Here is a 24,766-nt window from a genome sequence, read left to right as displayed (position 1 = left end):
GGCGCGCGGTCTGCGGATGAGTAACTCAGGCGTTGGGAAGTTAAGCGATGGTGCTCAAAGCGAGCGGCCGAACACCAGAACAGGCATCGAGCGGGTGCATGCGATCTGCAGATGCGATGTGGTCATGCAAATCTCCCCGGTTCGAGCGACAATTCTTGTTCCATACCATCGACGGTATGATTTGGCAACCCGCGACACGCGCAGGAGCCGCTCACGTCAATGTGCGTCGCCGCCGCCCGCCATCGGCGAGCTCGGCTTCTTGAGCAGCATCACCATGAAGCTGAGCGCGATGTAGAAGCAGGTCAGCATGAAGAAGGCATCGCCATAGCCCATCACCACGGCCTGTCGGTGCACGATCTGCGAGAGCTGCTTCATCGCCATCAGCGCCGAGTCGCCCATGCCCTGCAGCTTCTGCTGCAGCATGTTGAGGGTCTCGACCGCGGTCGCATTGCCCCAGGTCACCCGCTCGTGCAGGCGCGAGATGTGCAGATCGGTGCGATCGTTCAGCACCTGGTTGATCACGGCGAGTCCGACCGCGCCGCCGAGATTGCGCATCAGGTTGAACAGACCCGACGCGTTCTTGACGCGGTCCGGCGCCAGAGTGCCGAGCGCGATGTTGTTGGTCGGCACCATCGCGCACATCATGCCGACGCCCCGCAGCACCTGCGGCACGAACAGCTCCCAGAAATCGTAGTCGCGGGTGATCCCGGTCATCTGGTAGGAGCCGATAGCGAAGATGACGAGGCCGAAGGCGATGATCAGGCGCATGTCGATCTTCACCATCAGCCGGCCGACCACGGGCGCCATCAGGAACATGGTCACGCCCGACACGAACATCGTCTCGCCGATCATCAGCGCGCTGTAGCCTCGCACCTCGGCGAGATAGCGCGGATAGATGTAGGTCAGGCCGTAGAGGCCGATGCCGATGCAGAACTGCAGCAGGCAGCCGACCGTGAAGTTGCGGTCGCCGAACGCATAGAGGTCGACGATCGGCTCGTCGACCGTCAGCACGCGCCAGAAGAAGCACACCGCCGAGACGGCGCAGACCGCGGCGAAGATCGCCACCGACGTGTCCTGCAGCCACTCATATTGCGGCCCTTCCTCCAGCACGTATTCGAGTGAGCCGAGGAATCCGGCCATGAACAGCAGGCCCCACCAGTCGAAGCGGTCGAGCAGCTCGAAATGCGGCTCGTCGAAATCGACCAAGGCGAGCACGCCGACCGTGATGAGGATGCCCGGCGGGATGTTGACGAAGAACAGCCAATGCCAGGACATCGCGTCGGTGATGTAGCCGCCGACCGTCGGGCCGACCGTCGGCGCAAGGGTGGCGACGAGCCCGATGATCGGGCCGACGACGTTGAACTTGGAGCGCGGAAACACCGTGTAGGCCGAGGCGAACACGGTCGGGATCATGCCGGCGCCGAGAAAGCCCTGGAGCGCGCGCCATACGATCATCTGCTCGATCGAGGACGCGAAGCCACACAGGAAGCTGGAGATGGTGAATCCCGCGGCCGAGATCGCGAACAACAGCCGCGTGCCGAGCGCGCGCGACAGAAAGCCGGACAAGGGAATCGCGATCACCTCGGCAATCAGATAGGCGGTCTGCACCCAGGACACTTCGCTGGAGCTCGCCGACAGTCCGGCCTGGATCTCGCTGAGCGACGCCGACACGATCTGGATGTCCAGGATCGACATGAACATGCCGAACACCATGATCAGGAACGCGATCAGCCGCCGCGGCGCGATGCGGTCCGCCGGCGCGGCCGGTGCGCTCATAGTGGGGTCGGCTGTCGTTGCGGTGGCCATGGTCTAATGAGTCCGCTGGAGTCGATGACCGCGCCGCGTCACAGGTGCGCTCCCCTCCCCCTTGCGGGGAGGGGTCGGGGGTGGGGGTCCCCAACGGCGGTCTCGCCCGGAGACCCCCCACCCCAACCCTCCCCCGCAAGGGGGGAGGGAGCTGACTTCCGATGACGCAACAGCGAATGCAATCGCGTCAGTTAGATCACCTCGCTACTTCCCCTGCACCGTCGCGGGTGCGTCGAGGTCGGTGTCGCCGTCGGCATCCTTGGCGTCGGTGGTATCCACCGTGACGTAGACCGACATGCCGGCGCGCAAGAGGTTCTGCCGCGCCACGTCCTTCGGCACGCGGATGCGCACCGGCAGGCGCTGCACGATCTTGGTGAAGTTGCCGGTCGCGTTGTCCGGTGGCAGCAGGGTGAACACCGAACCCGCGGCCGGCGAGATGCTGTCGACCACGCCCTTGAAGCCGCGTGCGCCATAGGCGTCGACCTTGATCGTCACCGGCTGGCCGGGGCGAATGCGCTTGAGCTGGGTTTCCTTGAAATTGGCATCGATGAACACGTCGTCGAGCGGCACGACATTGCCGAGCCGCTGGCCGACCGCGACGAAATCGCCGGTGTTGACGAGGCGGTTGGAGAAGGTGCCGTCGACCGGTGCGCGCACGGTGGCGAATTCGAGATCGCGCTCGGCCTTGGCGAGCGAGGTCTTGAGCTCGGCGAGCTGCGCCTGGGCCTCGACCTGCTGTGCCTTCGTCACCTCGACATTGTCGCGCGCGGCGTCGAACGCGGCGCGCGCGGCGCGCACCCCGGCCATGCCCTGATCGCGCGTGGCTTCCGACTGCTCGAAGGTCGCATGCGAGGCAAAACCCTTGCTGCTCAGCGCCTGCTGGCGCTCATAGTCGAGCCCGGCGCGCTTCATCGCGGCTTCGGATGAGGTGAGATTGGCCTGCGCCTGCTCGACGGCGCTCTGCTGCGCGGCGACCTGGCGGCCGATGCGCGCGATGGTCGCCTCCTGGGTGGCGATCTTGCTGCGCGCGGCGTCGACTGCGATCTCGTAGTCGCCGTCATCGATGCGGAAGATCACGTCGCCCTTGCGGACCACCGAATTGTCCCGCGGCACGATCTCCTGGATGTGCCCGGAGACGCGCGCGCCCAGCATGGTGTTGTTGGCGCGGACATAGGAATCGTCGGTCGAAACCATGAAGCGGCCGACCAGATAATAGTGTGTGGCATAGCCGGCGGCGGCGAGCGCGAGCAGCACGCCGATGCTGGCGAGCACGCGCTTGCGCTTGCCGGATTTCGGCGCGGCGGCGGGCGCGGCTTGCGGCTTCGCTGCGGCAGGAGCGCCGGCCGGCGCGGGCCGTTCGGATGGCGCCTCGGTGCTGACGTCTGCCTTCAGCTCAGCCGGCTTGGCATCAGCCGGCTTGCGCTGCGCCGTGTCGCTGGGCTGCGGGCGGGCCGACTCAGCGCTCGGCTGTTTCGGCGTTTCCTCGGCGTCCGGACGGCGCGCCCGTACAGCCTGATCTCTCGCAGCGGCCATCAGAGACTCCCACCCATGACAGCGGGGCCGCTCAGGCCCCGAAAATCCCGACCGAACCGTTCGGTCAATCCACATCTACCATTGACCGAACCGTTCGGTCAATATACATCTTCGCTATCGCAACATATCCGCGCGGATGCCTTAGTGACGTTGGCGCCGGCCAAATCTTCGGGAACAGCCTAAACCAATGATTGAGGCGGACCATAACACCACCCAGGTGATGCCGGATGAGGACTCCTCGAAACGGCGCCAGATCCTCGAAGGCGCCCGCAAGGTGTTCATGGACATGGGCTTCGACGGCGCCAGCATGGGCGAGATCGCACGCGCGGCCGGCGTCTCCAAGGGTACGCTCTACGTCTACTTCGCCGACAAATTCCGCCTGTTCGAGGCGATCGTCTCGGAGGAGACCGTGCATCGGGGCGCCTCGAACTTCAGCTTCGAGCCCGCCCGCGACGCCGCGACCGTGCTGTACGAATTCGGCACCGCCTGGATCGCGGTCGTCTGCCGCCCCGGCGGCGGATCGGCGATCCGCACCGTGATGGCGATTGCCGAACGCATGCCGGAGGTGGGGCGGCGCTACTATGATTGCGTCATCGAGGGCACGATCGGCCGGCTCGCCGCCTATCTGCAGGCGCGCGTCGATGCCGGGGAGCTCGCCATCGACGACTGCCACCTCGCCGCATCGCAATTCCAGCTGATGTGCCAGGCCACGCTGTTCCTGCCCTTCATCTTTCAGGGAGCCCCCGCCCCCTCGCCCGACGAGGTACACAAAGTGGTGGCGAGCGCCGTCCGCATGTTCCTCGCGACCTACGGCATCAAGAGTTGAGACGCCGCTGACCGCAGCGATGCGCGCGGCGATGTCGGCACAACAGATATCGGCGCAAGACATGTCAGCCCGAGATATGCCAGCATAAGACATGCGCTCTCCTTCTCGCGGCTGGTGACGCCCGAGCTTTGCGTTCGGATCACCCTCGGATCGATCGGAGGGTGCAGGGAAGGCCGGGCGCTGGCCGATCGGGATAGGGGGGAGTCTCGCGACTCCACCCCTCCCACACCACCGTACATACGGATCACGTATACGGCGGTTCGGCGGATTAAGCGGCTTTGCGGGCTGCGAGGAAAGGCAGGCCGAGTGAGGCGAACAAGGACCTTGGCAGAGCGTTGGCCAGTGCGGCGCTGTTGGCGAGCCGCCAGGGACCACGTGGGTTGCCGGCGGTTTTAAGCGCCGTCTCCCGGTCGACGCCGCGGCGTCGCAGCTCGTCGAAGCGAGTAGGACCGCACTTCCATTGGGTCCAGACGACGGCGCGCAACCGCCGCCTGATCCACTCATCGAGCTTGCGCAACACCGACGGCGTCTCGCAGAACCCGAAGTAGCCGCGCCATCCCTTCAGATACAGCGCCAGCTTCTCGATGATCTGCTCCAGGCTTCGGCCAGACTGTCGCCCCGTCAGCTCCCGAACTCTCGCCTTGCAACGGGCAATGGCCTCAGGCGCGATGCGCCGGCGCGGCTTCTTCCCCTGCGTAAAGCTGAAGCCCAGGAACTTGCGGTGGCTCGGTCTGGCGACCGCGCTCTTGGCCCTGTTCACCTTGAGCTCGAGGCGCCGTTCCAGGAATCTCTCGATGCTCGCCATCACCCGCTCGCCCGCCTTCCGACTGCGCACATAGATGTTGCAGTCGTCGGCATAGCGCACGAAGCGATGACCTCGCCTCTCCAGCTCCTTGTCCAGCACGTCCAGCATCAGGTTCGACAGCAGCGGCGAGAGCGGCCCGCCTTGCGGCGTTCCTTCCTCCGTCGGGCTGACCAGCCCTCCCTCCAGCACGCCCGCAGTCAGGAAGCCGCGGATCAGCTTCAGGAGTCGCTTGTCGGCAACCCGCTTGGCGACCAGCCCCATCAGGATGTCGTGATTGACCCGGTCGAAGAACTTCTCCAGATCGATATCCACCACGACCGCGTGCCGGGACGCAATGTAGGTCTGCGCCTTCGCCACCGCCTGATGCGCCGAGCGGCCCGGCCGGAAGCCGAAGCTCGTCTCGGAGAACGTCCGATCCCATTCGCTTTGCAGCACCTGCAGAACCGCCTGCTGGATGAAGCGGTCGAGCACCGTCGGGATGCCGAGCAGCCTGACGCCGCCCGATGCCTTCGGAATCTCGACACGCCGCACCGGCTGCGGCTTGTAGGTGCCGTCGAGCAGTTGGGCGCGGATCGCGAGCCAGTTCACCTTCAGGTAGGCCGGCAGATCATCCACGGTCATCCCGTCGACCCCCGCCGCGCCCTTGTTGCGCTTCACTCGGTCCAATGCCTTCTTCAGGTTCTCACGTGCGACGATCCTTTCCATCGACGGTCCCGCGACCGCCGTCTGATCGAGACAGGCTTTCGCCGCGCGAGCTTCGGCCGCCCCGGCGCCGGCCCGCGGGGCTTCACCCCTCGGTCCGGGGCGAGGGTTCAGATTGCTCTGAGCTTCCTGCCGCATTGGGTCGTGCGAGATCACCGCTCCACCAGAACTTCCATCGTTCGGGCCTTCGGCGGTACGCTGCCGCCTACTATGCCCTCTGCTGACTTCTGCGTCGCGTTCAGATCGCCTTGCAACGACCTCAGTCCCGTTGCCGGGACACGACGCAGATCTCCCGAGGTAAGACCGACCGCCTTCACCGCATGCCCGTCGGATCTACCACCCCGCCCCTTGATGACCGTGGACTTCGCGATTGGTGGCTCGCTCGTCCGGCCGGGTAGGCCTCACATCCGATGTTTGTTCATCGGGCCGCGGCTTTGCTCCACGCTGTCTTCAGACCCCACCTCGCGATGACGCCCTTGCGCTTCGCTAATCCTTCGCCGCCATCAGGCTGGATAGAGGACTTCCACCTCCAAGCTGTCGTTCATACTCGGCACACCGCCCGTGGCCCGCCTGCTCAAAAAAATGCAGGCGGCAGGTACCACAGGTCTGGCCGAACACACCCGGCCCTCCCCGCGCGATGGGCTTACGATTTATACGTAATCTCCCCGGTGTCCGGGCTTGTAGCCACCGTCGCCCGCGCAGATGCGCGAGCATCTGCTGCGAACTTGACGCCAGCATCGGGGCGCCAGGACCATACGACTTCATCGTCCTGCCGGTCGCGTTCGTCCGCTCGCGATTCCAGCGCGCTGCGCGCCGACAGGCCACCACTCCCCGCCTCCAACGCTCGTGACGACCGCGAAACGTCCCTCTTCGATCGAGGCGGGATGGCGGTAGACAACCATGAAATTCGGAAAACTGGAAGTCGATTATTTTTGGCGCGGGGACTGGACAGGCCAAATCAGCTTGATGGGACTGACAAATTTAGTTTTTGCGCGCACATGAAGGCGCATGACAGCAGCAGCAGTGCGGCGTCATCGCGACCGAAGCGACGCGATCTAGCAAGACGCGTAGGGTGGGCAAAGCAGCCGCCCGCAGGGCGGTCGCGTGCCCACCATCGTCCCGCGCACGAGGAGCCAATAGTGGGCACGGCGCGCGATGAAGCGCAGCGTGCAACACGCATCGGGGCGCGCCTTTGCCCACCCTACCCCGCCGACGAAATTGGATTTTGCGCGCAGACGGTTTTCGCGGCAGACGGCCGCAGCCGCACGGCATCACCGCGAGCGCAGCGACGCGATCCAGGCCCCCCACCACGCGTCTGGATGGCTTCCGCTACGCCCGATCGGCTTCGGCGGACACGTCGGCGCAAGGGCGCCTCGCAATAGCCCGGACGATGCAAGGCGCGCAATATGAGCAAAGCCAACTTGCTCCGTTGCAGCCGCGGATGACGATGCCACAGCGCAGCGCCCAGCGCCGGAGCGAGGCGTCCGAGAAGGGCCACTTCAAGGCATTGCGTCTCCTGCGCCTCGACCGATTGCAGACTTGCAGAGAGACTGCATGTACTGTGTATTAGGCGCAATTTGGACTATGGACTGGCCGACACTCGCAGTGGGTGGATTGCAAAGGGTAATCCTGTAGTCGCAAACACGGATACACGAGTACTACCAAGGTTGCGGCCTTGCTGCGTGTAAGCCCACCTGAAATGACGCGAATCGTGGCTTCAATCGATACGCTCACCTGACGGAACTTCATGCAATGCTGGACGGTTACGTTAGTTACGCTCTCGTTTACACCGAACAGACCCGGAGGATTTTCGTTATCGTCTCACCGACGCGAGGGAGGTTTGTGCTAACCAAGGAATGCGCCACCGAAGGCTGCCGTTGTATAGGTTGCTTCCTTCTTGAAGCGACGGTTGAAACCGACGATGGCCCTTATTCGGTGCTTGATCTGGAAGGGGGGAAGCAAGTTCAAGACAAACTATTTGCTTACAGGTTCACTAAGCCCGGGCAGATGTTTATCGACGCGCTCAAACACCAATATGCAGATTATCGTGGACCGATCACCATCGCACATCTCAACAAGCTGTTTGACCAGCCCAACGCGTTGCTGATGATCGATCGAGCGGACGACGGCACCTTCACTCACTCCTATGTGTCCTCGACTGTCGCAATGCGCGTCATCTCTCGCGGCTGCCGGGCTACTCCGCATTGTCCATGTATCGCATGCCGCATCGTGGATATGGCCTACGCTGAAAACCCGGACAACATCGTTCCGACAGTAGATATAAGTTCGAGCAGAGGCACTCCCGACGGCAAATTGCTCTTGCCCATTTGGATCGACGACTCGATCATATCGGCGCTGCTGAGCCGCGACCCGGCCATCCGCCATAGCTTTACACCGAACTTCTTCGAGTCGCCGCTCGAACAGATTTTCTATGAACTCGCGCTCCTCGATCTTCATTTATATCCGCAGCATCGCGTTGGGAAATATCGCCTGGACTTTGCGATTCCAGATAAGATGATTGCGATTGAGTTGGACGGTCATGAATACCACAAAACCAAGTACCAGCGGACTCACGATGCTCAACGAGACCGATGGCTGTTTGGACAGGGCTGGCACGTTCTGCGCTTTACGGGCACTGAGGTTTACAAAGACATCGATCGTTGCATCGATGAAATATGTAAACTTGCGAAGGTCGAAAGGCTAAGTCCGCGTCCGTTAACTCGCATAGATTAGAGCAAGTAGGTCAATAGCCGACGTCACTGTGGCGCACACCGTCGCCGGCGACGTCTTCGCTTGAACCGTCTAAGTGTGGAGTAGCTGCGGGCAAAGCCGCCGCCCGCACGGCGGTCGCATGCCCACCATCGCTCCGCGCACACGAAAGCGGAATGGTGGGCACGGCGCGCGACGCATCACGTCTGAGCAGCAGCATCGGGGCGCGCCTTTGCCCACCCTACCCTTTCGTCGTTGCGAGCCAGGGCAACTACTTCTTTACGCCCTTCGTCGTGTGGGAATGCGCGTGGCTGTGACTGTGGGAATGGCTGTGCGCACGCCCGTGGTCCTGCGCCGGATCGACCGGCATCATCGCGACGTGGCCGTGGCGGACGCCGCGCTCGGCGATGACGTGGTCGGCGAACGCCTTGACCTCGCGCCGCTCGCCCTTGAGCACGGTGACCTCGAGGCAGCTCTCCTGGTCGATGTGCACGTGCAGGGTCGCCTGGGCGAGGCCGGAATGGTCGTGCGCCTCCTGGGTGAGGCGCTTCGGCAGCTCGCGCGCGGCGTGGTCGTAGACGTAGCTGAGCGTCGCGATGCAGTGCCGGCTGTCGCTGGCGCCGGCGTCAGCCGTCTCTAAGCCGCTGCGCAGCAGATCGCGAAACGCCTCCGAACGATTGTCGTAGCCGCGCCGGGCCATGAAGGCGTCGACCTCGGCGAGCAGATCGTCGTCGATCGTGATCGTCAGGCGCTGCATGTCCCGTCTCCCTGAGCTGCGCGGCAAGCGCCTATCCACCGCATGAGTATGATGTATTCACGTTGACATCATACCGGTGTCACCTTAGCGTTCTTTAACATTCGACAGTAGGGCGATCCAAGCGAGCATGTCGCGGGCCAACGAAGGCGCGCGGCAGTTGACGATGCATGCCCTGTGGCGAGCTCTAGGGGCGTGACGATGCGGTGGCGTGGGGCGGGTGTTGGCGTGCTGATGGCGGCATTGGCGCAGCAGGCAAACGCCCATCCGGAACGGGCCCCTGCCGAGTTGCCGACGGTCGACGTGGATGCCCCCCGACGCACGGCCAAGCCGAAGCCGCAGGTCCGGCGCGCGGCGCAGCGACCGAAGCCGGGCACGGCCGGTGTGACTGCGCATGTGATCCCGGCCGCCACGGCCGCGGCTACACCGTCCGGCGCGCCCAATGTCGGCTCCGGCCCGGCGCGGCCGCAGGGCATGGCGAGCGAGGTCGTGATATCCGGCGAGGAGATCAACGCCCGCCCGGCCACGCGGCCCGGCGAGGTGCTCGAAGCAGTGCCCGGCCTAATCGTCACGCAGCATTCCGGTGAAGGCAAAGCCAACCAGTATTTCCTGCGCGGCTACAATCTCGACCACGGCACCGACCTCGCGCTGTTCGTCGACGACGTGCCGGTCAACATGCGCACCCATGCCCACGGCCAGGGCTATGCCGATCTCAACTGGCTGATGCCGGAGACGATCGGCCGTGTCGACGTGCGCAAGGGGCCCTACTTCGCCGACGAAGGCGACTTCGCCTCGGTCGGCAGCGTCCATATCGGCTTGGTCGACAGCGTGCCGAAGGCGATCGTGCAGATGACGGCGGGCAGTTTCGGCTATCGCCGCTTCTTCGGCATGGACTCGGTGCATGTCGGCGAAGGCCATCTGCTGATCGCCGGCGAGGCGGGCCGCTATGACGGACCGTGGACCGCGCCCGATGATGCGAAGAAGCTGAACGGCCTGATGCGGTATTCGCAGGGCACCGCGACCGACGGCTTCTCGATCACCGGCATGGCCTATGCGAACCGCTGGACCTCGACCGACCAGGTGCCGGAGCGCGCCATCACCTCCGGCCTGCTCGGCCGCTACGATGCGGTCGATCCGACCGACGGCGGCAAGACCAACCGCTTCGCGCTGTCCGGCCGCATCGCCGGCACCGACGACGCCGGCTCCTGGAAGGCCAACGCCTATGTGGTGAAGAGCCAGCTCGATCTCTACAACAATTTCACCTACGCACTCAGCAACCCCACCTATGGCGACCAGTTCCACCAGCACGACGACCGGCTGATGCTCGGCGCCAACGCGTCGCGCACCTTGAACGGCAGCTTTGCCGGCCAGCCGATGGAGACGACCGTCAGCATCCAGACGCGCTACGACGACATCGCGCTGGCGTTGACCAACACCCGTCAGCGGGTGCTGCTCTCCGACATCGATGCCAACAGCACCGGCGTCGTCCGCGCGGACAAGGTCGGCGAAGGCAGCGTCGGGATCTACGTCGAGAACACCGTGCGCTGGACCGACTGGCTGCGCACCACGGTCGGCTATCGCGGCGACTATTATCAGACCCACGTGTATTCGCTGACCAACGGCAACAACACCGGCGATGCCGCAGCCAGCCTCGGCAGCCCGAAATTCCGCATGGTGATCGGGCCGTTCGACAAGACCGAATTCTTCCTTGGCGCCGGCTATGGCATGCACAGCAACGATGCCCGCGGCGCGACCACCACCGAGGATCCGGCCGATCCGACCAACAAGCTAGCCTCCTCGCCGCTTCTCGTCCGCACCAAGGGCGCCGAGGTCGGCGTACGCACGCGCATCATTCCGGGACTCGACTCGTCGCTCAGCCTTTTCATGCTCAACCAGGATTCGGAGATCCTGTTCTCCGGCGATGCCGGCGACACCGAGGCGAGCCGGCCGAGCCGGCGCTACGGCTTCGAGCTGACCAACCATTATCGGCCGGCGTCGTGGATCGACATCGATGCCGATCTGGCGATGACGCATGCCCGCTTCGTCGGCGACAACACCGACCAGGCGGCGGTCTACACCTCGCTCGCCGGCTACCCCCAGGCACAGCTTGGCAATGCACCGGGCAACTCCATCCCGAACGCGCCGTCGATGATCGCCTCGGCCGGCATCACGCTCGGCGAGAAGACCGGCTGGTTCGGCGGATTGCGCTGGCGCTATCTCGGATCGACGCCGCTGACCGAGGACAACTATTTCCGCTCGACCGCGACCAGCGTGTTCAACGGCCGCATCGGCTTCCGCGACGCCAATGGCTGGCGCATCCAGCTCGACGTGCTGAACCTGCTCAACACCAAGGCCAGCCAGATCTCCTACGGTTACGGCTCGCTGCTGCCGACCGACCAGCTCTACAAGGACTGCTATGTGTCGCCGCCCGCGACGCCGGTTCCGGCGCAGGTCTGCCAGACTGGCGTGATGGACCGCGTGCTGCACCCGATCGAGCCGCTGACGTTCCGGGTGACGGTGGCGGGGACGTTTTGAGGACTTGATCGTCGTAGCGGCATGACCGTTCCGGCAGCGCGTTCAAGGCACGCTATCGCCGCGCAGGCGGTGCGCTCCCCTCCCCTTGCGGGGAGGGGTTGGGGGTTGGTATTCACGGGTCCCGCCGTTGATGAGAGCCAGCGCGCCGACAGGCACGACGCTTCGTTGCGTGTCGCGTTACGCACCCCATGAGTTCTCGACAGATGATGGGGATCTCACCACGTTCAGCGCGTGGGGACCCCCACCCCCGCCCCCTCCCCGCAAGGGGGAGGGGAGCTCACCACCACCTGGGCAAGAGTTCGAGCCGTCGCGTGCTATAATGTGTGCCTCTCCTCGGGACCGAAACCATGTCCGACCGCACCACCCATTGGCAGAGCGTCTACACCACCAAGGCCGAGACCGAGGTCAGCTGGTACCAGGACGATCCGGCGACCTCGCTGCGGCTGATCCACGAGGCCGGCGCGACGCCGACATCGCGGATCATCGATATCGGCGGCGGCGCCTCGCGGCTGGTCGATGCGCTGCTCGCGGCCGGCTACAGCGCGCTCGCCGTGCTCGACATCTCCGATGCGGCACTGGCGACGGCGCGCCGCAGGCTCGGCGCGGCGGCAGCCGGGGTCACGTGGATCGCCTCCGACGTCACCACCTGGACGCCGGACGCGCGCTACGACGTCTGGCACGACCGGGCCGCCTTCCATTTCCTCACCGCGCCTGAGGACCGCGCCGCCTACGTCGACCGCCTGCGCGCGGCGGTGGTGCCCGGCGGGGCCGTCATCATCGGCACGTTCGCGCCCGATGGTCCGGAGAGGTGCAGCGGACTGCCGGTCGTCCGCTACGACGCCCACAGCCTGGCCGCAACGCTGGGTCCTGCTTTCACGCTGCAGGACAGTTGCACCGAGGCGCATCGCACGCCATGGGACTCGACGCAGCAGTTCCAGTTCTGCCGCTTCCGCGCCGGTTAGTCAGCAGCACAGAGGCGGGCCATCCGACACGACGAGAACCTCGATGTCGGTATCCTCGCTGCGCGCGGCATCGTCCGCTCCGCCAGCGGAGGTCTCACTCTGCGGCGGCGTGCGCCAGGGAATCGGCTTCGGCGGCATCCGCTCCAGGCGCTGCGCGTCGGCGACGGCGCGGCGGGCGATCTTCAGCGAACGGCAGACCAGCACGGCCTGCTCGGCGGTGCCGACCTCGAAGCCCGAGCCAATCGCCTTGATGCGATACGATACCATCTCCGCCTCTCCCAATCCGGCAGCAACCAGAACCCCGCGCGCCTTGTTCCTGGCGACTGTGGCAGGTCTAGTGTCGGCCAATGGCGGACGGCAAAACTGGTCAACGGACTCCTAATGCGCAGCGCGTGACATCGGCGTTTCCGTTTCGGGGCGGGACAGAACGGTTTCAGGCGCGGCCAACGGCGGGAGAAATCCACAGCGGCGCACAGGCGCGAGCGAATGGCGAGCAGGTGATCGTCCCGATTCGCTACTCGCTATTCCCTATTCGCCCCTCTCAATAGTCCCGGAATTCGTCTTCCTCGTTGATCAGCTGGCCGATGCTGCGCGGCTGCTTGCGCGACGGGATCGAGCTGGTCACGTCGGGCTCGCGCTGGCCGTAGCCATAGCGCCGCTGCTGCGCGCGCGCCGCCACCGCCTCGCCGGACTGCGCGGCCGGCTGGCAGATCAGGCGGCGGCTGGCGCGGCGCATCAGGTCCACATGGATGTGGTCGTAGTGATAGACGTTGGAGCCCGGCGCCAGCACGGTGGTGAACTGCTGGCAGGCGCCACCCTGGATGTCGCGCAGAAAGCCCTGCTCCTCCGGCAGGCCGATCCAGCCATCCTTGACGCTGATGCGACGGCCGTCGGCGAGCGTGAAGGCGGCGATGTCGAGCGCGTTGCCGAAGGCATGCTCGGAAATGTGCGCGCTCGGATTGCCGTTCATGCCGCGGCAGGAATAGGCCGAGATCTGCTTGATCTCGACGACCTTGGTGCCGAACCAGCGCTGGGCCGCCGGCTGCACCGATTCCGCAAGCCAGCGGTCCAGCGCCGAGACGATCGGACAGGCGAGCGTCGCGGTCGGCTTCACCGCGACCGGGCCGACGGTGCCGACCGGATCGCGCGACGGTCCGAGCCGCGGTGGCGGTTCCTGCGGCGGATAGGCGGTGCGAGCGGCCGGCTGACCGCGATAGGGCGAATAGGCCGCGTCGGCCGGCTGATCGACGTCGTCCTCGCCGACCGGCGGCTCGAGCTGCAGTGGCGCGCCGGGAGGAGCGCCATAGGACGGCGATGCCGAATTCGGATAGGCCGCGCTCGACGCGGGATAGGCCGGCTGCGGCGCGGCCTGCGGCTGATAGGTCGCGGGCGGGGCGTAGCGTTGCGGCGGCTGGTTGATCGGCCAGCGCGGCTGGCCGCCGATCGCGGCCGGTGGACGCAGGCTTTCATCGGCGAAGCCATAGCTCGTGGTCGCTTCGCCGAGCGCCGCCACCTTCAGCGGATAGTCGGCGCCGCACATGCCGGGGCCGGAGATCGGATTGATGCGGACGATATCCGCGCTCTCCTTCACCGCGCCCGATTTCAGGCAGGCAATCTCGGCCTCGGCCCGCCACGGCTCGCGCTCCTGGAAGAATCCACGGCCGCAACCCGCAAGCGAGACAAGGACGATGGAGCCGACGAGATACAAACGAACTCCGCGCGTCATATGCAGAGGTTTGCGGCAATTTGCTTAAGGACCTGTCAATGCCGTCCATTTACGGCGCGCAAACCATCGTGACGTGAAAGGCAGTCCATTTACGGGGAAGCGACAACCGCGCTGTCTTTTTTGCCGATGCCGATCGGATATGTGTGGCGCGCGCTCCGCGGAACGCCTGCGTCAAGAGCGACGCGCACGTCAGGGGCGCGAGAGATACGAAAACGGGAGCCATCCCATGAGCCCTGCCGATCGGCTGAGCATGGTGGTCACGTATATCGTGTTTGCATTCGTCGGCGCCATCGTCGTCGGGATGATCTGATCGCTGAGATCCGATCTCGATCAATCGACGGGCGGCTGTCGGCCGGCGGCGTGCCATCGCCCACCTTCCCGCGCGGAGTTGTCGTCTTCAGACACGCATCCGCCGGCTGTGATCTCTGTCACAGATCGCGCCGGCGCCCGCGTTTAACAGGTCCCTCAGGTTCACGACGCCGTCCCGAGGGAGCTCATCCATGAAGACCGTCTTTCTGGCCGCAGCGGCCGTTCTGATCGCGAGCAGCGCCGCGCAGGCCGGCAGCTCGATCGCGTTCAATTTCGACGGACACAAGATCCGCGTCACCGTGCCGCGCAACTGCCAGTCGCTGTCCTGCCTGCAGGTGTCGGGCATCGACCTCAGCGGGCTGACATCGTCCAAGCTCGACGATGATGCGCCGGCGAGCAGCGCGCCTGCGGCCAGCGCTCCGGCCCCCGCCGCCGCGGCGCCCGCTGCGCCGGTCGTGAATGCGCCAGCGCCCGTCGCCGCCGCGCCAGCCGTGGCCGCGCCGGCCCCCGCAGCGCCCGCTTCCGTCGCGCCATCCACGACGGGGCAGATGCCGGTGCCGCCGGCACCGGTCGCGGCGACCGCGCCTGCTCCCCAGCCAGCTCCGGCACCCGCGCCGGTCACCGTCGCCGCGGCGCCTGCCGCAGTTCAGCCCGCTCCGGCTGCAGCCGATCCGAACTCGCCGCTCGGCCTGTGGGCCACCGAGGGCGGCAAGGGCAACGTCGTGATCGAGCCGTGCGGCGCCAACATCTGCGGCTTTGCCGAGAAGACGCGCGAGAAGATCCTGATCAACATGAAGCCGAAGGACAGCAAATGGATCGGCCGCATCCACGATCCGGACGGCGGCGGCAATTACGACTCCACCGTCGTGCTCAAGAACCCGAACACCTTGCGGGTCCAGGGCTGCGCGTTCGGCGGCCTGTTCTGCGGCGGCCAGACCTGGAAGCGCGTGAGCTGATCGCCGTCCCTCGACATCGGCAAACGCAAGGGCCCCGCCGGGATCAGCACCGGCGGGGTTTCCTTCTCGTGGCGTCTGCTACGCCACCTTGGCGGGGATCGCCGAGGACATCGCGATGCGCAGCGGCAGCGACAGCCGCACCCGCAGACCGCGCGGGGCATTGGGCATCAGCGCGATGCCGCCGTCATGCTTCTTCATGATCTCCTGCGCGATCGACAGCCCGAGGCCGAAGCCGCCGGCGGAGCGCGCCTGGTCGAGCTTGACGAACGGCTCCAGCGCGCGCGCCTGCAGCGCCTGCGGAATGCCCGGACCGTCGTCGGCGACCTCGATCGCGATCATGCCGTCGGCCAGGGTCGACAGGCTGACCACGACCTCGCTGCCGTGCTTGACCGCGTTCTCAACTACGTTGGTGACGGCGCGCGACAGCGCCCGCGCCCGGCCCTCGCAGACCAGCCGCGACGGTCCATCGAAGGTGACGGCGTGGCCGACATCGGCGAAGTCGCAGCAGATCGTCTCCAAGAGGCTCGACAGCTCGATCCGCGCCGGCTGCTCGGCCTTGGTGTCGTCGCGCAGATAGTCCAGCGTCTCGTCGAGCATGCGGCTGACCTGGTCGATGTCGCGCAGCATCGCGCTGCGCATCTCGCCCTGAGCGATGCGCTCCGAGCGCAGCCGCAGCCGCGTCAGCGGCGTGCGCAGATCGTGGCTGATCGCGGCCAGCATGCGCGTGCGGTCGTCGAGCAGCGCGCGGATGCGCGCCTGCATCTCGTTCAGCGCCTCGGCGACCTGGGCGATCTCCCGGGGCCCGCGCCGGCTCAGCGGCTCCTGCGCTCCCGGCGAGCGGCCGAACGCCGCCGCCGCGCGCGCCATCTCCGACAGCGGCCGGATGATCGCCCGCGCCGCGTAGATCGACAGCAGCACGCCCAGGATCAGGATGAGGAACAGGAACACCGCCGTCGGCTTCAGCACCATCGACCAGAATTCGAGGCGCGGCACGTCGTCGAACACCAGCGCACGCTCGCCGTCGACCTGGACGATGATCTGGGTCGGCGGCGACGCGCCATAGCCGACGCCGTGGAGCAAGGTGATGTCACGCAGCACGCTGAGCTGACGGCGGGCCAGCCGCGAGGTCCATGGCACGTCCCTGACCGGCTTGGCGAGCAGCGTGAGCGAGGTCAGCGGCACCAGCTCGACCTGGATGCCGGAGCTGCGCAGGCTCGACAGGCTGCTGTCGACGGCCACGGGGTCGTTCGCGGCGCGGACGAAGTGCACCGCCTCGGCCACGCGCGCGATGCCGTAGGCCGGCGATTCCTGCTCGTCGGGCGGATCGAGGAACAGCAGCGCCGCCGCGATCATCACGACCATGCCGAACAGCACCGACAGCGACGCCAGCGTCACGATCTGCGTGGTGAGGCCGAGGCGCGGGCACGGCTTGCTATCAGGCGTCATCGATGGTCTCGACTCTTGGCGTGAAGACGTAGCCGCCGAGGCGCACCGTCTTGATCAGGGTCCAGCTCCTGGCGCCGGGCTCGATCTTCTGGCGGATGCGGCTGATGTGAACGTCGATGCTGCGCTCGACCGGCCCGGCCTGCCCGCCATGCGCCAGCTCGATCAGTTGCTCGCGCGACAGCACCCGCCCAGCGTTGCGGCAGAACGCCAGGAGGATGTCGAACTCGGCGCTGGTCAGCGTGATCTTGACGCGGTCGGGATCGAACAGCGTGCGCGTCGCCGGCTCGATGCGCCAGCCGTCGAAAGTCATCGGTGCCTGCCGCGCCGCGATCACGGCGGGATGCAATTGCGAGCGGCGCAGCAGCGCGCGTATCCGCGCCACCAGCTCGCGCGGATTGAACGGCTTGACGACATAGTCGTCGGCGCCGAGCTCGAGACCGAGGATGCGATCGATGTCCTCGCCCTTCGCCGTCACCATGATGATCGGCACGGTCGAGATCTGGCGAAGGCGGCGACAGATGCTCATGCCGTCATCATCCGGCAGCATCACGTCGAGCATGATGAGGTCGACCTGCTCGCGCTGCAAGAGGTCGTTCATTGCGGCCGCGGAGGACACGAAGCGCGGCGCGAAGCCGTGCTCCTGCAACAGCTCGGTGAGCAGCGCCGCAATCTCCCGGTCATCTTCGACGCAGAGAATGCGCGCAGCTGCCGGTATGTTTGCGTCTGCGGCCACGGCGGTATTGTGTGACGACATCATGCGCGGAACATGGTCGATTTGAGTCCAAAAGAACAGCCCGAAGCGAGCTCCGATCGTGGCAAAAGTAAGCTGTATTGTTAAGGCGGAAACATTTCTTCACGCGACTTAATCCTGCGAAATTGGTATCACGCCTAGGCTTTACGCATCAGACAAGCATCAACAGGGAAGTCCTGCGGCATGGCTCTTCGGCCGGCGCGGCCCTCTTCCGAACCGCGATCGTCTCAGCCACCGTGAAGCCTCTCCTGCTCGCACTCTGCCTGGCCACACCGCTGCTCGCCGGCTGCGCCGTCGGGCCCGACTACGTGAAGCCGGATTTCGGCATGCCCCAGAGCTGGAGCAGCGACCGCAACAAACCCACGCAAGCGCTGAAGCTCGCACATTGGTGGCGCAGCCTCGGCGATGTCATGCTCGATCAGCTGATCGCAGACGCCGTCAGCGGCAATCTCGACGTCGCCGCTGCCAAGGCGCGCATCCGCGAGGCGCGGGCGACGCAGCGCCAAGCCATCGGCGCGCTGTTTCCCACAGTGAGCGGCACCGGCACGGCGACGGAGACCCGCAGCGCCGGCAGCTCGACGAGCGGCATCGCGATCGCTCCTACCACCTACAGCCAGTACCAGGCCGGCTTCGATTCGAGCTGGGAGCTCGATCTGTTCGGCGCCAACCGCCGCGCGGTCGAGGCCGCGGGCTATGGCGTCGACGCTGCGGAGGACGATCTGCGCGCGACCTTGCTGACGCTGATCGGCGACGTCGCCTCCAACTACATCGATGCCCGCGCCTATCAGGCGCGGGTGGCGCTGGCCCGGCGCACGGCGGCCTCGCAGCGCGAAACCGCGGCACTGACCGAGCGCAAGCAGAATGCCGGCTCGGCGTCGGCCGTCGACACCGCCAAGGCCTCCGCGCTCGCCGCCAGCACCGAAGCCACCATCCCGACCTATGAGAGCAGCTATCAGCAGGCCGTGCACCGGCTCGGCGTGCTGCTCGGCCGCGACCCGGCCGCACTGAGCCTGCGCCTGTCGCGCACTGCGGCGATCCCGGCGCCACGCCTGCCGTTGCCGAAGGGCATCCCGGCCGACGTGCTGGTGATGCGGCCGGACGTCCGCAAGGCCGAGCGGCAGCTCGCACAGTTCACCGCGAAGATCGGACAAGCGACGGCTGCGCTGTATCCGGATGTCAGCCTCAGCGGCTCGGTCTCGACCAGCGCGCTGAAGCTCGGCGATCTCGGCAAGAGCTCGACCATCGGCTGGTCGATCGGCCCCAGCGTGTCGGTGCCGATCTTCAACGGCGGCAAGCTGCAGGCGGCGGTGGAGATCGCCGAGGCGCAGCGCGACGAGTACCACGTCGCCTGGCAGAGCGCCGTGTTGAGCGCGCTCGAGGACGTCGAGAACGCCATCGTCAATCTCGCCCAGGAACGCATCCGCATCCGCAGCCTGACGGAGTCGGCGCGACGCTATGGCGAGGCTGCACGGCTGTCGCGCTCGCTCTACCAGACCGGCTCCAGCACCTTCCTCGACGTGCTCGATGCCGAGCGCTCGCAGTTCACCGCGGAGGACAACCTGCTCGCCAGCCGCGCGACCTTGGCAAAAAATTACGTCGCACTGGCCAAGGCTTTGGGCGGCGGTTGGACCGGCGCTATCGACAGCTCGCGGCCCGAGGTCGTCGACAGCGGCACCGGGCCGCATCTCGCGCAATCCGTCGACCCCAAATAATCCACGACCCGAGCTCCAATAAAGTGCCTCCGAAGTGATCCGATGAACGCACCCTTGTCCCACATGCCCCGACCGGTCGCGGTCGATGACGGCCGCGCGCCGGCGCCGAAGCGGCCGCGCCGCTGGCCGCTGCTGATCTTAGGTGTGCTCGTCGTTCTGGCCGCCGCGATCGTGCTGGTCATGAGGCTGACCAGCAATCCCAACGCCAATCTCGTCACCGCACCCGTCACGACCGGCGACATCGAGCAGACCGTGCTCGCCACCGGCACGCTGAAGCCGGTCAAGCTCGTCGCGGTGGGTGCCCAGGCGTCGGGGCGCCTCGTCGCGCTCAACGTCAAGCTGGGACAGAAAGTGAAGGCCGGCGACCTGATCGCCGAGATCGACTCGCTGACGCAGCAGAACACGCTGCGCACCAACGAGGCGAGCCTGCGGAGCGTGCGGGCGCAGCGTGACGAGAAGGTCGCCACCCTGGCGCTGGCAGAGGCGAACCTGGCGCGGCAGCAGGTCACGCTGGCGCAGAAGGCGTCGTCGCGCGCCGACTATGACAGCGCCGAGGCGACCGCGAAGCAGACCCAGGCCCAGATCGCGCAGCTCGACGCGCAGATCGTCGAGGCCGAGGTGGCGATCGAGACCGCGCGCGTCAATCTCGGCTACACGAAGATCACGGCTCCGATCGACGGCACCGTGCTGTCGATCGTCACCCAGCAGGGCCAGACCGTGAATGCGGTGCAGTCGGCACCGACCATCGTCGTGCTCGGCCAGGTCGAGACGATGACCGTGCGGGTGGAGATTTCCGAGGCCGACGTGGTCAAGGTCAGGCCCGGACAGAACGTCTATTTCACCGTGCTGGGCGAGCCCGATCATCGCTACGAGGGCACGCTCGGATCGATCGAGCCGGCGCCCGAATCGATCAAGAGCGATTCGAGCTTCTCGTCGAGCACGACGACCACGTCGAGCAGCAGCTCGTCCTCGTCCACCACGTCGTCGGCGATCTACTACAACGGCGTGTTCGACATCGCCAATCCGGACGGGCGGCTGATGACCTACATGACGGCCGAGGTCCACATCCTGCTCGGCGAGGCCCGCAAGGTCCCGACCATTCCGTCGTCCGCGCTTGGCAACGCCAATCCCGACGGCAGCTACACGGTGCGCGTGCTGACCGGCGCAGGAACACTGGAGAAGCGCGCCACTCACATCGGCCTCAACAACAAGATCCGGGCCGAGGTGCAGTCCGGCCTGCGCGAGGGCGAGCGGGTCGTCATCTCGACGCCCGACGAGGGGCCGAAGCGAACCGTGATGCCGCCGCCGGCCTCCTCCGGAGGTCCGTGATGGCGGAGGTGCTGATCGATCTGCAGAACGTCGGGCGGTGCTACGCCTCCGGCGAGAGTACCGTCCATGCCTTGCGCGGTGTCGACATCCAGATCGCGCGCGGCGAGATGGTCGCCATCATCGGCCAGTCGGGCTCCGGCAAGTCGACGCTGATGAACATTCTGGGTTGCCTCGACCGCCCGACATCCGGCAGCTACCGGATCGCCGGCCGCGAGATGGGCTCGCTCGATCCGGACGAGCTGGCGGCGTTGCGGCGCGAGCATTTCGGCTTCATCTTCCAGCGCTACCATCTGCTGGGCGAACTCACGGCCGCTGAGAATGCCGAGGTCCCGGCCGTCTATTCCGGGCTCGGCCCCAATGCGCGGCGCCGGAAGGCGGCGGCGCTGCTGCAGCGGCTCGGCATGGGCAGCCGCACCGACCACAAGCCGGGTCAGCTCTCGGGCGGCCAGCAGCAGCGGGTCTCGATCGCCCGCGCGCTGGTCAACGATCCCGACGTGATCCTGGCCGACGAGCCGACCGGCGCGCTCGACCGCGCCAGCGGCGAGGAGGTGCTGCGCATCCTCGACGAGATCAGCGCCTCCGGGCGCACCGTCATCATCGTCACGCACGATCCGAGCGTCGCGCAGCGCGCCCGGCGCATCATCGAGATCGAGGACGGCCGCGTCATTTCCGACCGGCTCAATCCGCGGACTTCGGAACCCGCGCCGGCCGCAGCGACCGAAGACCATACCGCCCCGGCGGCATCGTGGTGGCGCAGCCAGCTCGACCGTTTCCGCGAGGCCGCGCGGATGGCGCTGCTCGCCATGAATGCACACCGGATGCGCGCGTTCCTCACCATGCTCGGCATCATCATCGGCGTCGCCTCGGTCGTGCTGGTGCTGGCGCTCGGCAAGGGCTCGCAGGCCAAGGTGCTGAAGGACATCAACCGGCTCGGCACCAACACGCTGGAATTCTTTCCCGGCAGGGATTTCGGCGATACGCGCTCCAGCAAGATCAGGACGCTGGTGCTCGCCGACGCCAAGGTCATGGCGCAGCAGCCTTATGTCGACGCCATCTCGCCGACGGTCTCGACCACCAGCACGCTGCGGTTCGGCGCGATCGAGGTCAGCGCCCAGATCTCCGGCGTCGGCGAGCAGTATTTCCGGGTCAAGAACACCGAGCTCGCCGAAGGCAGCTATCTCGATGCCGATACCGTGCGCTCCTACGCCCAGGATGCCGTGATCGACGACAATGCGCGCAAGGCGTTGTTTCCCGATCCCGACGTCAGTCCGCTGGGCAGCGTGGTCCTGATCGGCAAGGTGCCCTGCCGCGTCGTCGGCATCACCAAGCAGCAGCAGGCCGGCTTCGGCTCCAGCTCCACGCCGATCGTCTACCTGCCCTACACGACCGTGCAGGCGCGCTTCCTCGGCAACCAGGTGCTGCGCAGCATCAGCGTCCGCGTCGACGAGGCGACGCCGATGGCCGCGGCCGAGCGCGCCGCGACGGCGCTGCTGACGGCGCGGCACAACGCCAAGGACTTCTTCGTGCTCAACACCGACGACATCCGCAAGACCGTCGAGAGCACGACGCAGGTGCTGACCCTGCTGGTGGCAGCCATCGCCGTAATCTCGCTCTTGGTCGGCGGCATCGGCGTCATGAACATCATGCTGGTGTCGGTGTCCGAGCGCGTCGGCGAGATCGGGGTGCGCATGGCGGTCGGCGCGCGGCGCAGCGACATCCTGATGCAGTTCCTGATCGAGGCCGTGCTGGTCTGCCTGCTCGGCGGCGCGCTGGGCCTGGCGCTCGCGGTCGGCTTCGGCACGGTCTTCAACGCGCTCGACGTCGGCTTCCAGCTGATCTATTCGCCGCTCGCAATGGTCGGCGCCGCGGTCACGTCGATGGCGATCGGCATCGGCTTCGGCTACATGCCCGCCCGCAGCGCCTCGCAGCTCGATCCGGCAACGGCTCTGGCAAGGGAGTAGGTCGGAAAGAATGAACTCCACTCCTCCGGACAACAACCGGATCGATCTACTTCACCGGGCGTTTCTCCAGCTTGCGCGCGAGCGTCCGGCGATGCATGCCGAGCCGTCTTGCAGCTTCGGAGATGTTGAAGTCGGTCTCGATCAGGGTCTGGTGGATGCGCTCCCATTCCAGCGTCTTGATCGAGGTGGAGCGCTCGGCCAGGGCCACTTGCGCATTGCCCTGCGCCTTGCGGAACGCCTCCTCGATGTCGTCGGTGTTCGACGGCTTGGCCAGATAGTGGCAGGCGCCGAGCTTGATCGCCTCGACCGCCGTCGCGATGCTCGCGAAGCCGGTGAGCACCACGATCAGCATCTCCGGATCATGCGCATGCAGCTTCTCGACGCAGACGAGACCTGAGGCGCCGCCGAGCTTGAGATCGACGACGGCATAGCCGAACGTCTTTTCTTTGAGGATCTCGTCGACGTCCTCGAGCGAGCCGGCGACGACGGCCTCGTAGCCGCGCCGTTCGAACGAGCGCTTCAGGGTGCGCGCAAAACCGTCATCATCCTCGACGATCAAGAGGGACAGGTCATTCGCCATCGCGCTCTCCAATGACAAGCGTCGACAACGGCAGTGACAGCCGCACGGTCGCCCCACGTCCCCGGTGGTTCCAGGCCGAAACGCTGCCGCCCAGCTTGCGGATCACGTTGACCACCAGGAAAAGGCCGAGGCCGCGGCCCGGGCGGCCCTTGCTCGACTGATAGGGACGTCCGAGTTGACCCAGCATCGCCGGATCAAAGCCCGGCCCGCGATCGCTGACGCTGAGCAGCAGCTGATCACCATCTCGTTCGGCCACGAACTCCACCCACTCGCGCGAGACTTCGAACGCATTGTCGAGCACGTTGACGATCGCCTGCTTCAGCGCGACGTCGGAGACGATCGCCGGGTCCGAGCCGAACTCGTTGCGGAACATCAGATTGCGCGCCGAGCGCGCCACGCTCCATTCGGCGACCAGCGTCGTCAGGAACGCCTTCAACGTCGTGGGCGCCGAGCCTTCGCCGCGCGCCTGACCGGCCGAGACCAGGATGTCGGTGACGATCGACTTGCAGCGCTGCACCGCCGCTTCCATTTCCGTGAAATCCTCCGCGAGCGCCGGATCGGCAGAGATCGCGGTCATGCGGTGCCAATCGTTCAGGATCACCGAGATCGACGCCAGCGGCGTGCCGAGCTCATGCGCGGCGCCTGAGGCGAGCAGGCCCATGCGGATGATGTGATCCTGCTCGACTGCGTGCTGGCGCAGATCGGCAAGCTTGGCGTCGCGCTCGCGCAGGTTCCGGTTGATGCGGGTGACGAAGACGACGAGCAGCACGGCGTCGAGCACGAAGCCGACGAACATGCCGGTGATGTGCAGGGCGAAGGCATCGCTGACGTGATGCTGCGGCAGTTGCAGGGGTCGGTACTCGATGGTGAGCCAGATGAAGCTGAGCACCGTCAGCGCGACCAGCGACCAGGACGAGCGCGCATCGAGCAGCACGGCCCCCAGCGTGACCTGCAGCAGATAGAGGCACGTGAACGGATTCGACGCGCCGCCGGTGAGATAGAGCTCCGACGTCAACGCCACGACGTCGAGCATCAGGGCGATCAGCAGGTGACGATTGCCGACGTCGTCATGCGTGCGCAGCCAGATATGGCTGGCGATATTGAGCGCCACCAGCGCGCAGATGATCGCCGCCATCGGCAGCAGCGGCAGCGCAATGCCGAACCAGGTGGTCACGAAGCCGATGGTGACGATCTGACCGACCACGGCGATCCAGCGCAGCTGGATCAGCAGCACCATGTTCTTGCGGTTGGTCGCGTCCTTCGTCGGCAGCGGCGCGTTGATCTCGGGTGTGGCGGTCGCGGCCACGGCCCCAAACGGCAGATTAGGGGCCTCGCTTCTCATGAGGCCACGTCCGATCTCCGCC

18 protein-coding genes are annotated in these 24,766 nt (G+C 66.2%); 8 read left to right on the top strand and 10 right to left on the bottom strand.

Annotated elements, in window-relative coordinates:
• Positions 1-216 precede the first annotated feature (216 nt).
• Both QX121_RS04290 and QX121_RS04285 read right to left on the bottom strand, forming a co-directional pair.
• Positions 217-1,806 (bottom strand): DHA2 family efflux MFS transporter permease subunit, encoded by a 1,590-nt coding sequence (locus QX121_RS04290; RefSeq protein WP_315811262.1) that lies wholly within the window; start codon positions 1,804-1,806, stop codon positions 217-219.
• 204 nt (positions 1,807-2,010) lie between these two features.
• Positions 2,011-3,339 (bottom strand): HlyD family secretion protein, encoded by a 1,329-nt coding sequence (locus QX121_RS04285; RefSeq protein ID WP_315811261.1) that lies wholly within the window; start codon positions 3,337-3,339, stop codon positions 2,011-2,013.
• A 187-nt stretch (positions 3,340-3,526) separates the two neighbouring features.
• Between QX121_RS04285 and QX121_RS04280 the strand changes: the two genes are divergently transcribed.
• Positions 3,527-4,165 carry a TetR/AcrR family transcriptional regulator gene (locus tag QX121_RS04280; RefSeq protein WP_315811260.1) on the top strand — a complete coding sequence of 213 codons (639 nt, stop codon included), beginning with the start codon at positions 3,527-3,529 and terminating at the stop codon, positions 4,163-4,165.
• A gap of 268 nt (positions 4,166-4,433) precedes the next feature.
• Here QX121_RS04280 and ltrA read toward each other — a convergent pair whose 3' ends face one another.
• Positions 4,434-5,810: a group II intron reverse transcriptase/maturase gene (gene ltrA / locus QX121_RS04275; RefSeq protein ID WP_409997696.1), complete on the bottom strand. Its 1,377-nt coding sequence runs from the start codon at positions 5,808-5,810 to the stop codon at positions 4,434-4,436.
• A gap of 1,614 nt (positions 5,811-7,424) precedes the next feature.
• Here ltrA and QX121_RS04270 point away from each other — a divergent pair.
• The gene (locus tag QX121_RS04270) at positions 7,425-8,405 is read left to right on the top strand and encodes an endonuclease domain-containing protein (RefSeq protein WP_315811259.1); all 981 of its coding nucleotides are present in this window, start codon (positions 7,425-7,427) and stop codon (positions 8,403-8,405) included.
• Between the two features lie 247 nt (positions 8,406-8,652).
• Here the strand turns inward: QX121_RS04270 and nikR are convergent, their stop codons facing one another.
• Complete coding sequence (nikR, locus tag QX121_RS04265) at positions 8,653-9,138, bottom strand: nickel-responsive transcriptional regulator NikR (RefSeq protein ID WP_315811258.1); 486 nt, start codon at positions 9,136-9,138, stop codon at positions 8,653-8,655.
• 198 nt (positions 9,139-9,336) lie between these two features.
• On the opposite strand from nikR, the gene QX121_RS04260 reads away from it, so the two are divergent.
• A complete protein-coding gene (locus QX121_RS04260; RefSeq protein ID WP_315811257.1) occupies positions 9,337-11,670 on the top strand; it encodes a TonB-dependent receptor in 2,334 nt (777 codons plus the stop codon).
• A gap of 347 nt (positions 11,671-12,017) precedes the next feature.
• Positions 12,018-12,632: a class I SAM-dependent methyltransferase gene (locus QX121_RS04255; RefSeq protein WP_315811256.1), complete on the top strand. Its 615-nt coding sequence runs from the start codon at positions 12,018-12,020 to the stop codon at positions 12,630-12,632.
• Here QX121_RS04255 and QX121_RS04250 read toward each other — a convergent pair whose 3' ends face one another.
• Both QX121_RS04250 and QX121_RS04245 read right to left on the bottom strand, forming a co-directional pair.
• Entirely contained in the window at positions 12,633-12,899 is a 267-nt protein-coding gene (locus QX121_RS04250) for a hypothetical protein (RefSeq protein WP_315778811.1), read from the bottom strand.
• A gap of 274 nt (positions 12,900-13,173) precedes the next feature.
• On the bottom strand, positions 13,174-14,358 hold the full coding sequence (locus QX121_RS04245; protein ID WP_315796257.1) for an extensin family protein: 1,185 nt from the start codon (positions 14,356-14,358) through the stop codon (positions 13,174-13,176).
• 500 nt (positions 14,359-14,858) lie between these two features.
• Between QX121_RS04245 and QX121_RS04240 the strand changes: the two genes are divergently transcribed.
• On the top strand, positions 14,859-15,623 hold the full coding sequence (locus tag QX121_RS04240; protein ID WP_315811255.1) for a DUF2147 domain-containing protein: 765 nt from the start codon (positions 14,859-14,861) through the stop codon (positions 15,621-15,623).
• Positions 15,624-15,701: 78 nt separating this feature from the next.
• Here the strand turns inward: QX121_RS04240 and QX121_RS04235 are convergent, their stop codons facing one another.
• Entirely contained in the window at positions 15,702-17,069 is a 1,368-nt protein-coding gene (locus QX121_RS04235; protein ID WP_315811254.1) for an ATP-binding protein, read from the bottom strand.
• Positions 17,059-17,826, bottom strand: coding sequence for a response regulator (locus QX121_RS04230; RefSeq protein WP_315736751.1), 768 nt, complete (start codon positions 17,824-17,826; stop codon positions 17,059-17,061). Before QX121_RS04230 ends, QX121_RS04235 begins: the two co-directional genes overlap by 11 nt.
• A 230-nt stretch (positions 17,827-18,056) precedes the next feature.
• On the opposite strand from QX121_RS04230, the gene QX121_RS04225 reads away from it, so the two are divergent.
• Genes QX121_RS04225 through QX121_RS04215 form a run of 3 tightly spaced genes read left to right on the top strand, consistent with a single transcriptional unit; the run spans position 18,057 to position 22,822 of the window.
• Positions 18,057-19,532: an efflux transporter outer membrane subunit gene (locus QX121_RS04225; protein ID WP_315811253.1), complete on the top strand. Its 1,476-nt coding sequence runs from the start codon at positions 18,057-18,059 to the stop codon at positions 19,530-19,532.
• 42 nt (positions 19,533-19,574) lie between these two features.
• Positions 19,575-20,861, top strand: a complete 1,287-nt coding sequence (locus QX121_RS04220) for an efflux RND transporter periplasmic adaptor subunit (protein WP_315811252.1) — start codon at positions 19,575-19,577, stop codon at positions 20,859-20,861.
• Complete coding sequence (locus tag QX121_RS04215) at positions 20,861-22,822, top strand: MacB family efflux pump subunit (protein WP_315811251.1); 1,962 nt, start codon at positions 20,861-20,863, stop codon at positions 22,820-22,822. Before QX121_RS04220 ends, QX121_RS04215 begins: the two co-directional genes overlap by 1 nt.
• Before the next feature lie 46 nt (positions 22,823-22,868).
• Here the strand turns inward: QX121_RS04215 and QX121_RS04210 are convergent, their stop codons facing one another.
• Positions 22,869-23,402, bottom strand: coding sequence for a response regulator transcription factor (locus QX121_RS04210; RefSeq protein ID WP_315713466.1), 534 nt, complete (start codon positions 23,400-23,402; stop codon positions 22,869-22,871).
• On the bottom strand, positions 23,392-24,744 hold the full coding sequence (locus QX121_RS04205) for an ATP-binding protein (RefSeq protein WP_315811250.1): 1,353 nt from the start codon (positions 24,742-24,744) through the stop codon (positions 23,392-23,394). Before QX121_RS04205 ends, QX121_RS04210 begins: the two co-directional genes overlap by 11 nt.
• Positions 24,745-24,766: the final 22 nt, after the last annotated feature.

The organism is Bradyrhizobium sp. SZCCHNR2028, assembly GCF_032380995.1.
Taxonomy (GTDB): domain Bacteria; phylum Pseudomonadota; class Alphaproteobacteria; order Rhizobiales; family Xanthobacteraceae; genus Bradyrhizobium.
The sequence above is the reverse complement of the archived record's forward strand: the minus strand, read 5'-3'. Positions and strand labels throughout refer to the sequence as shown.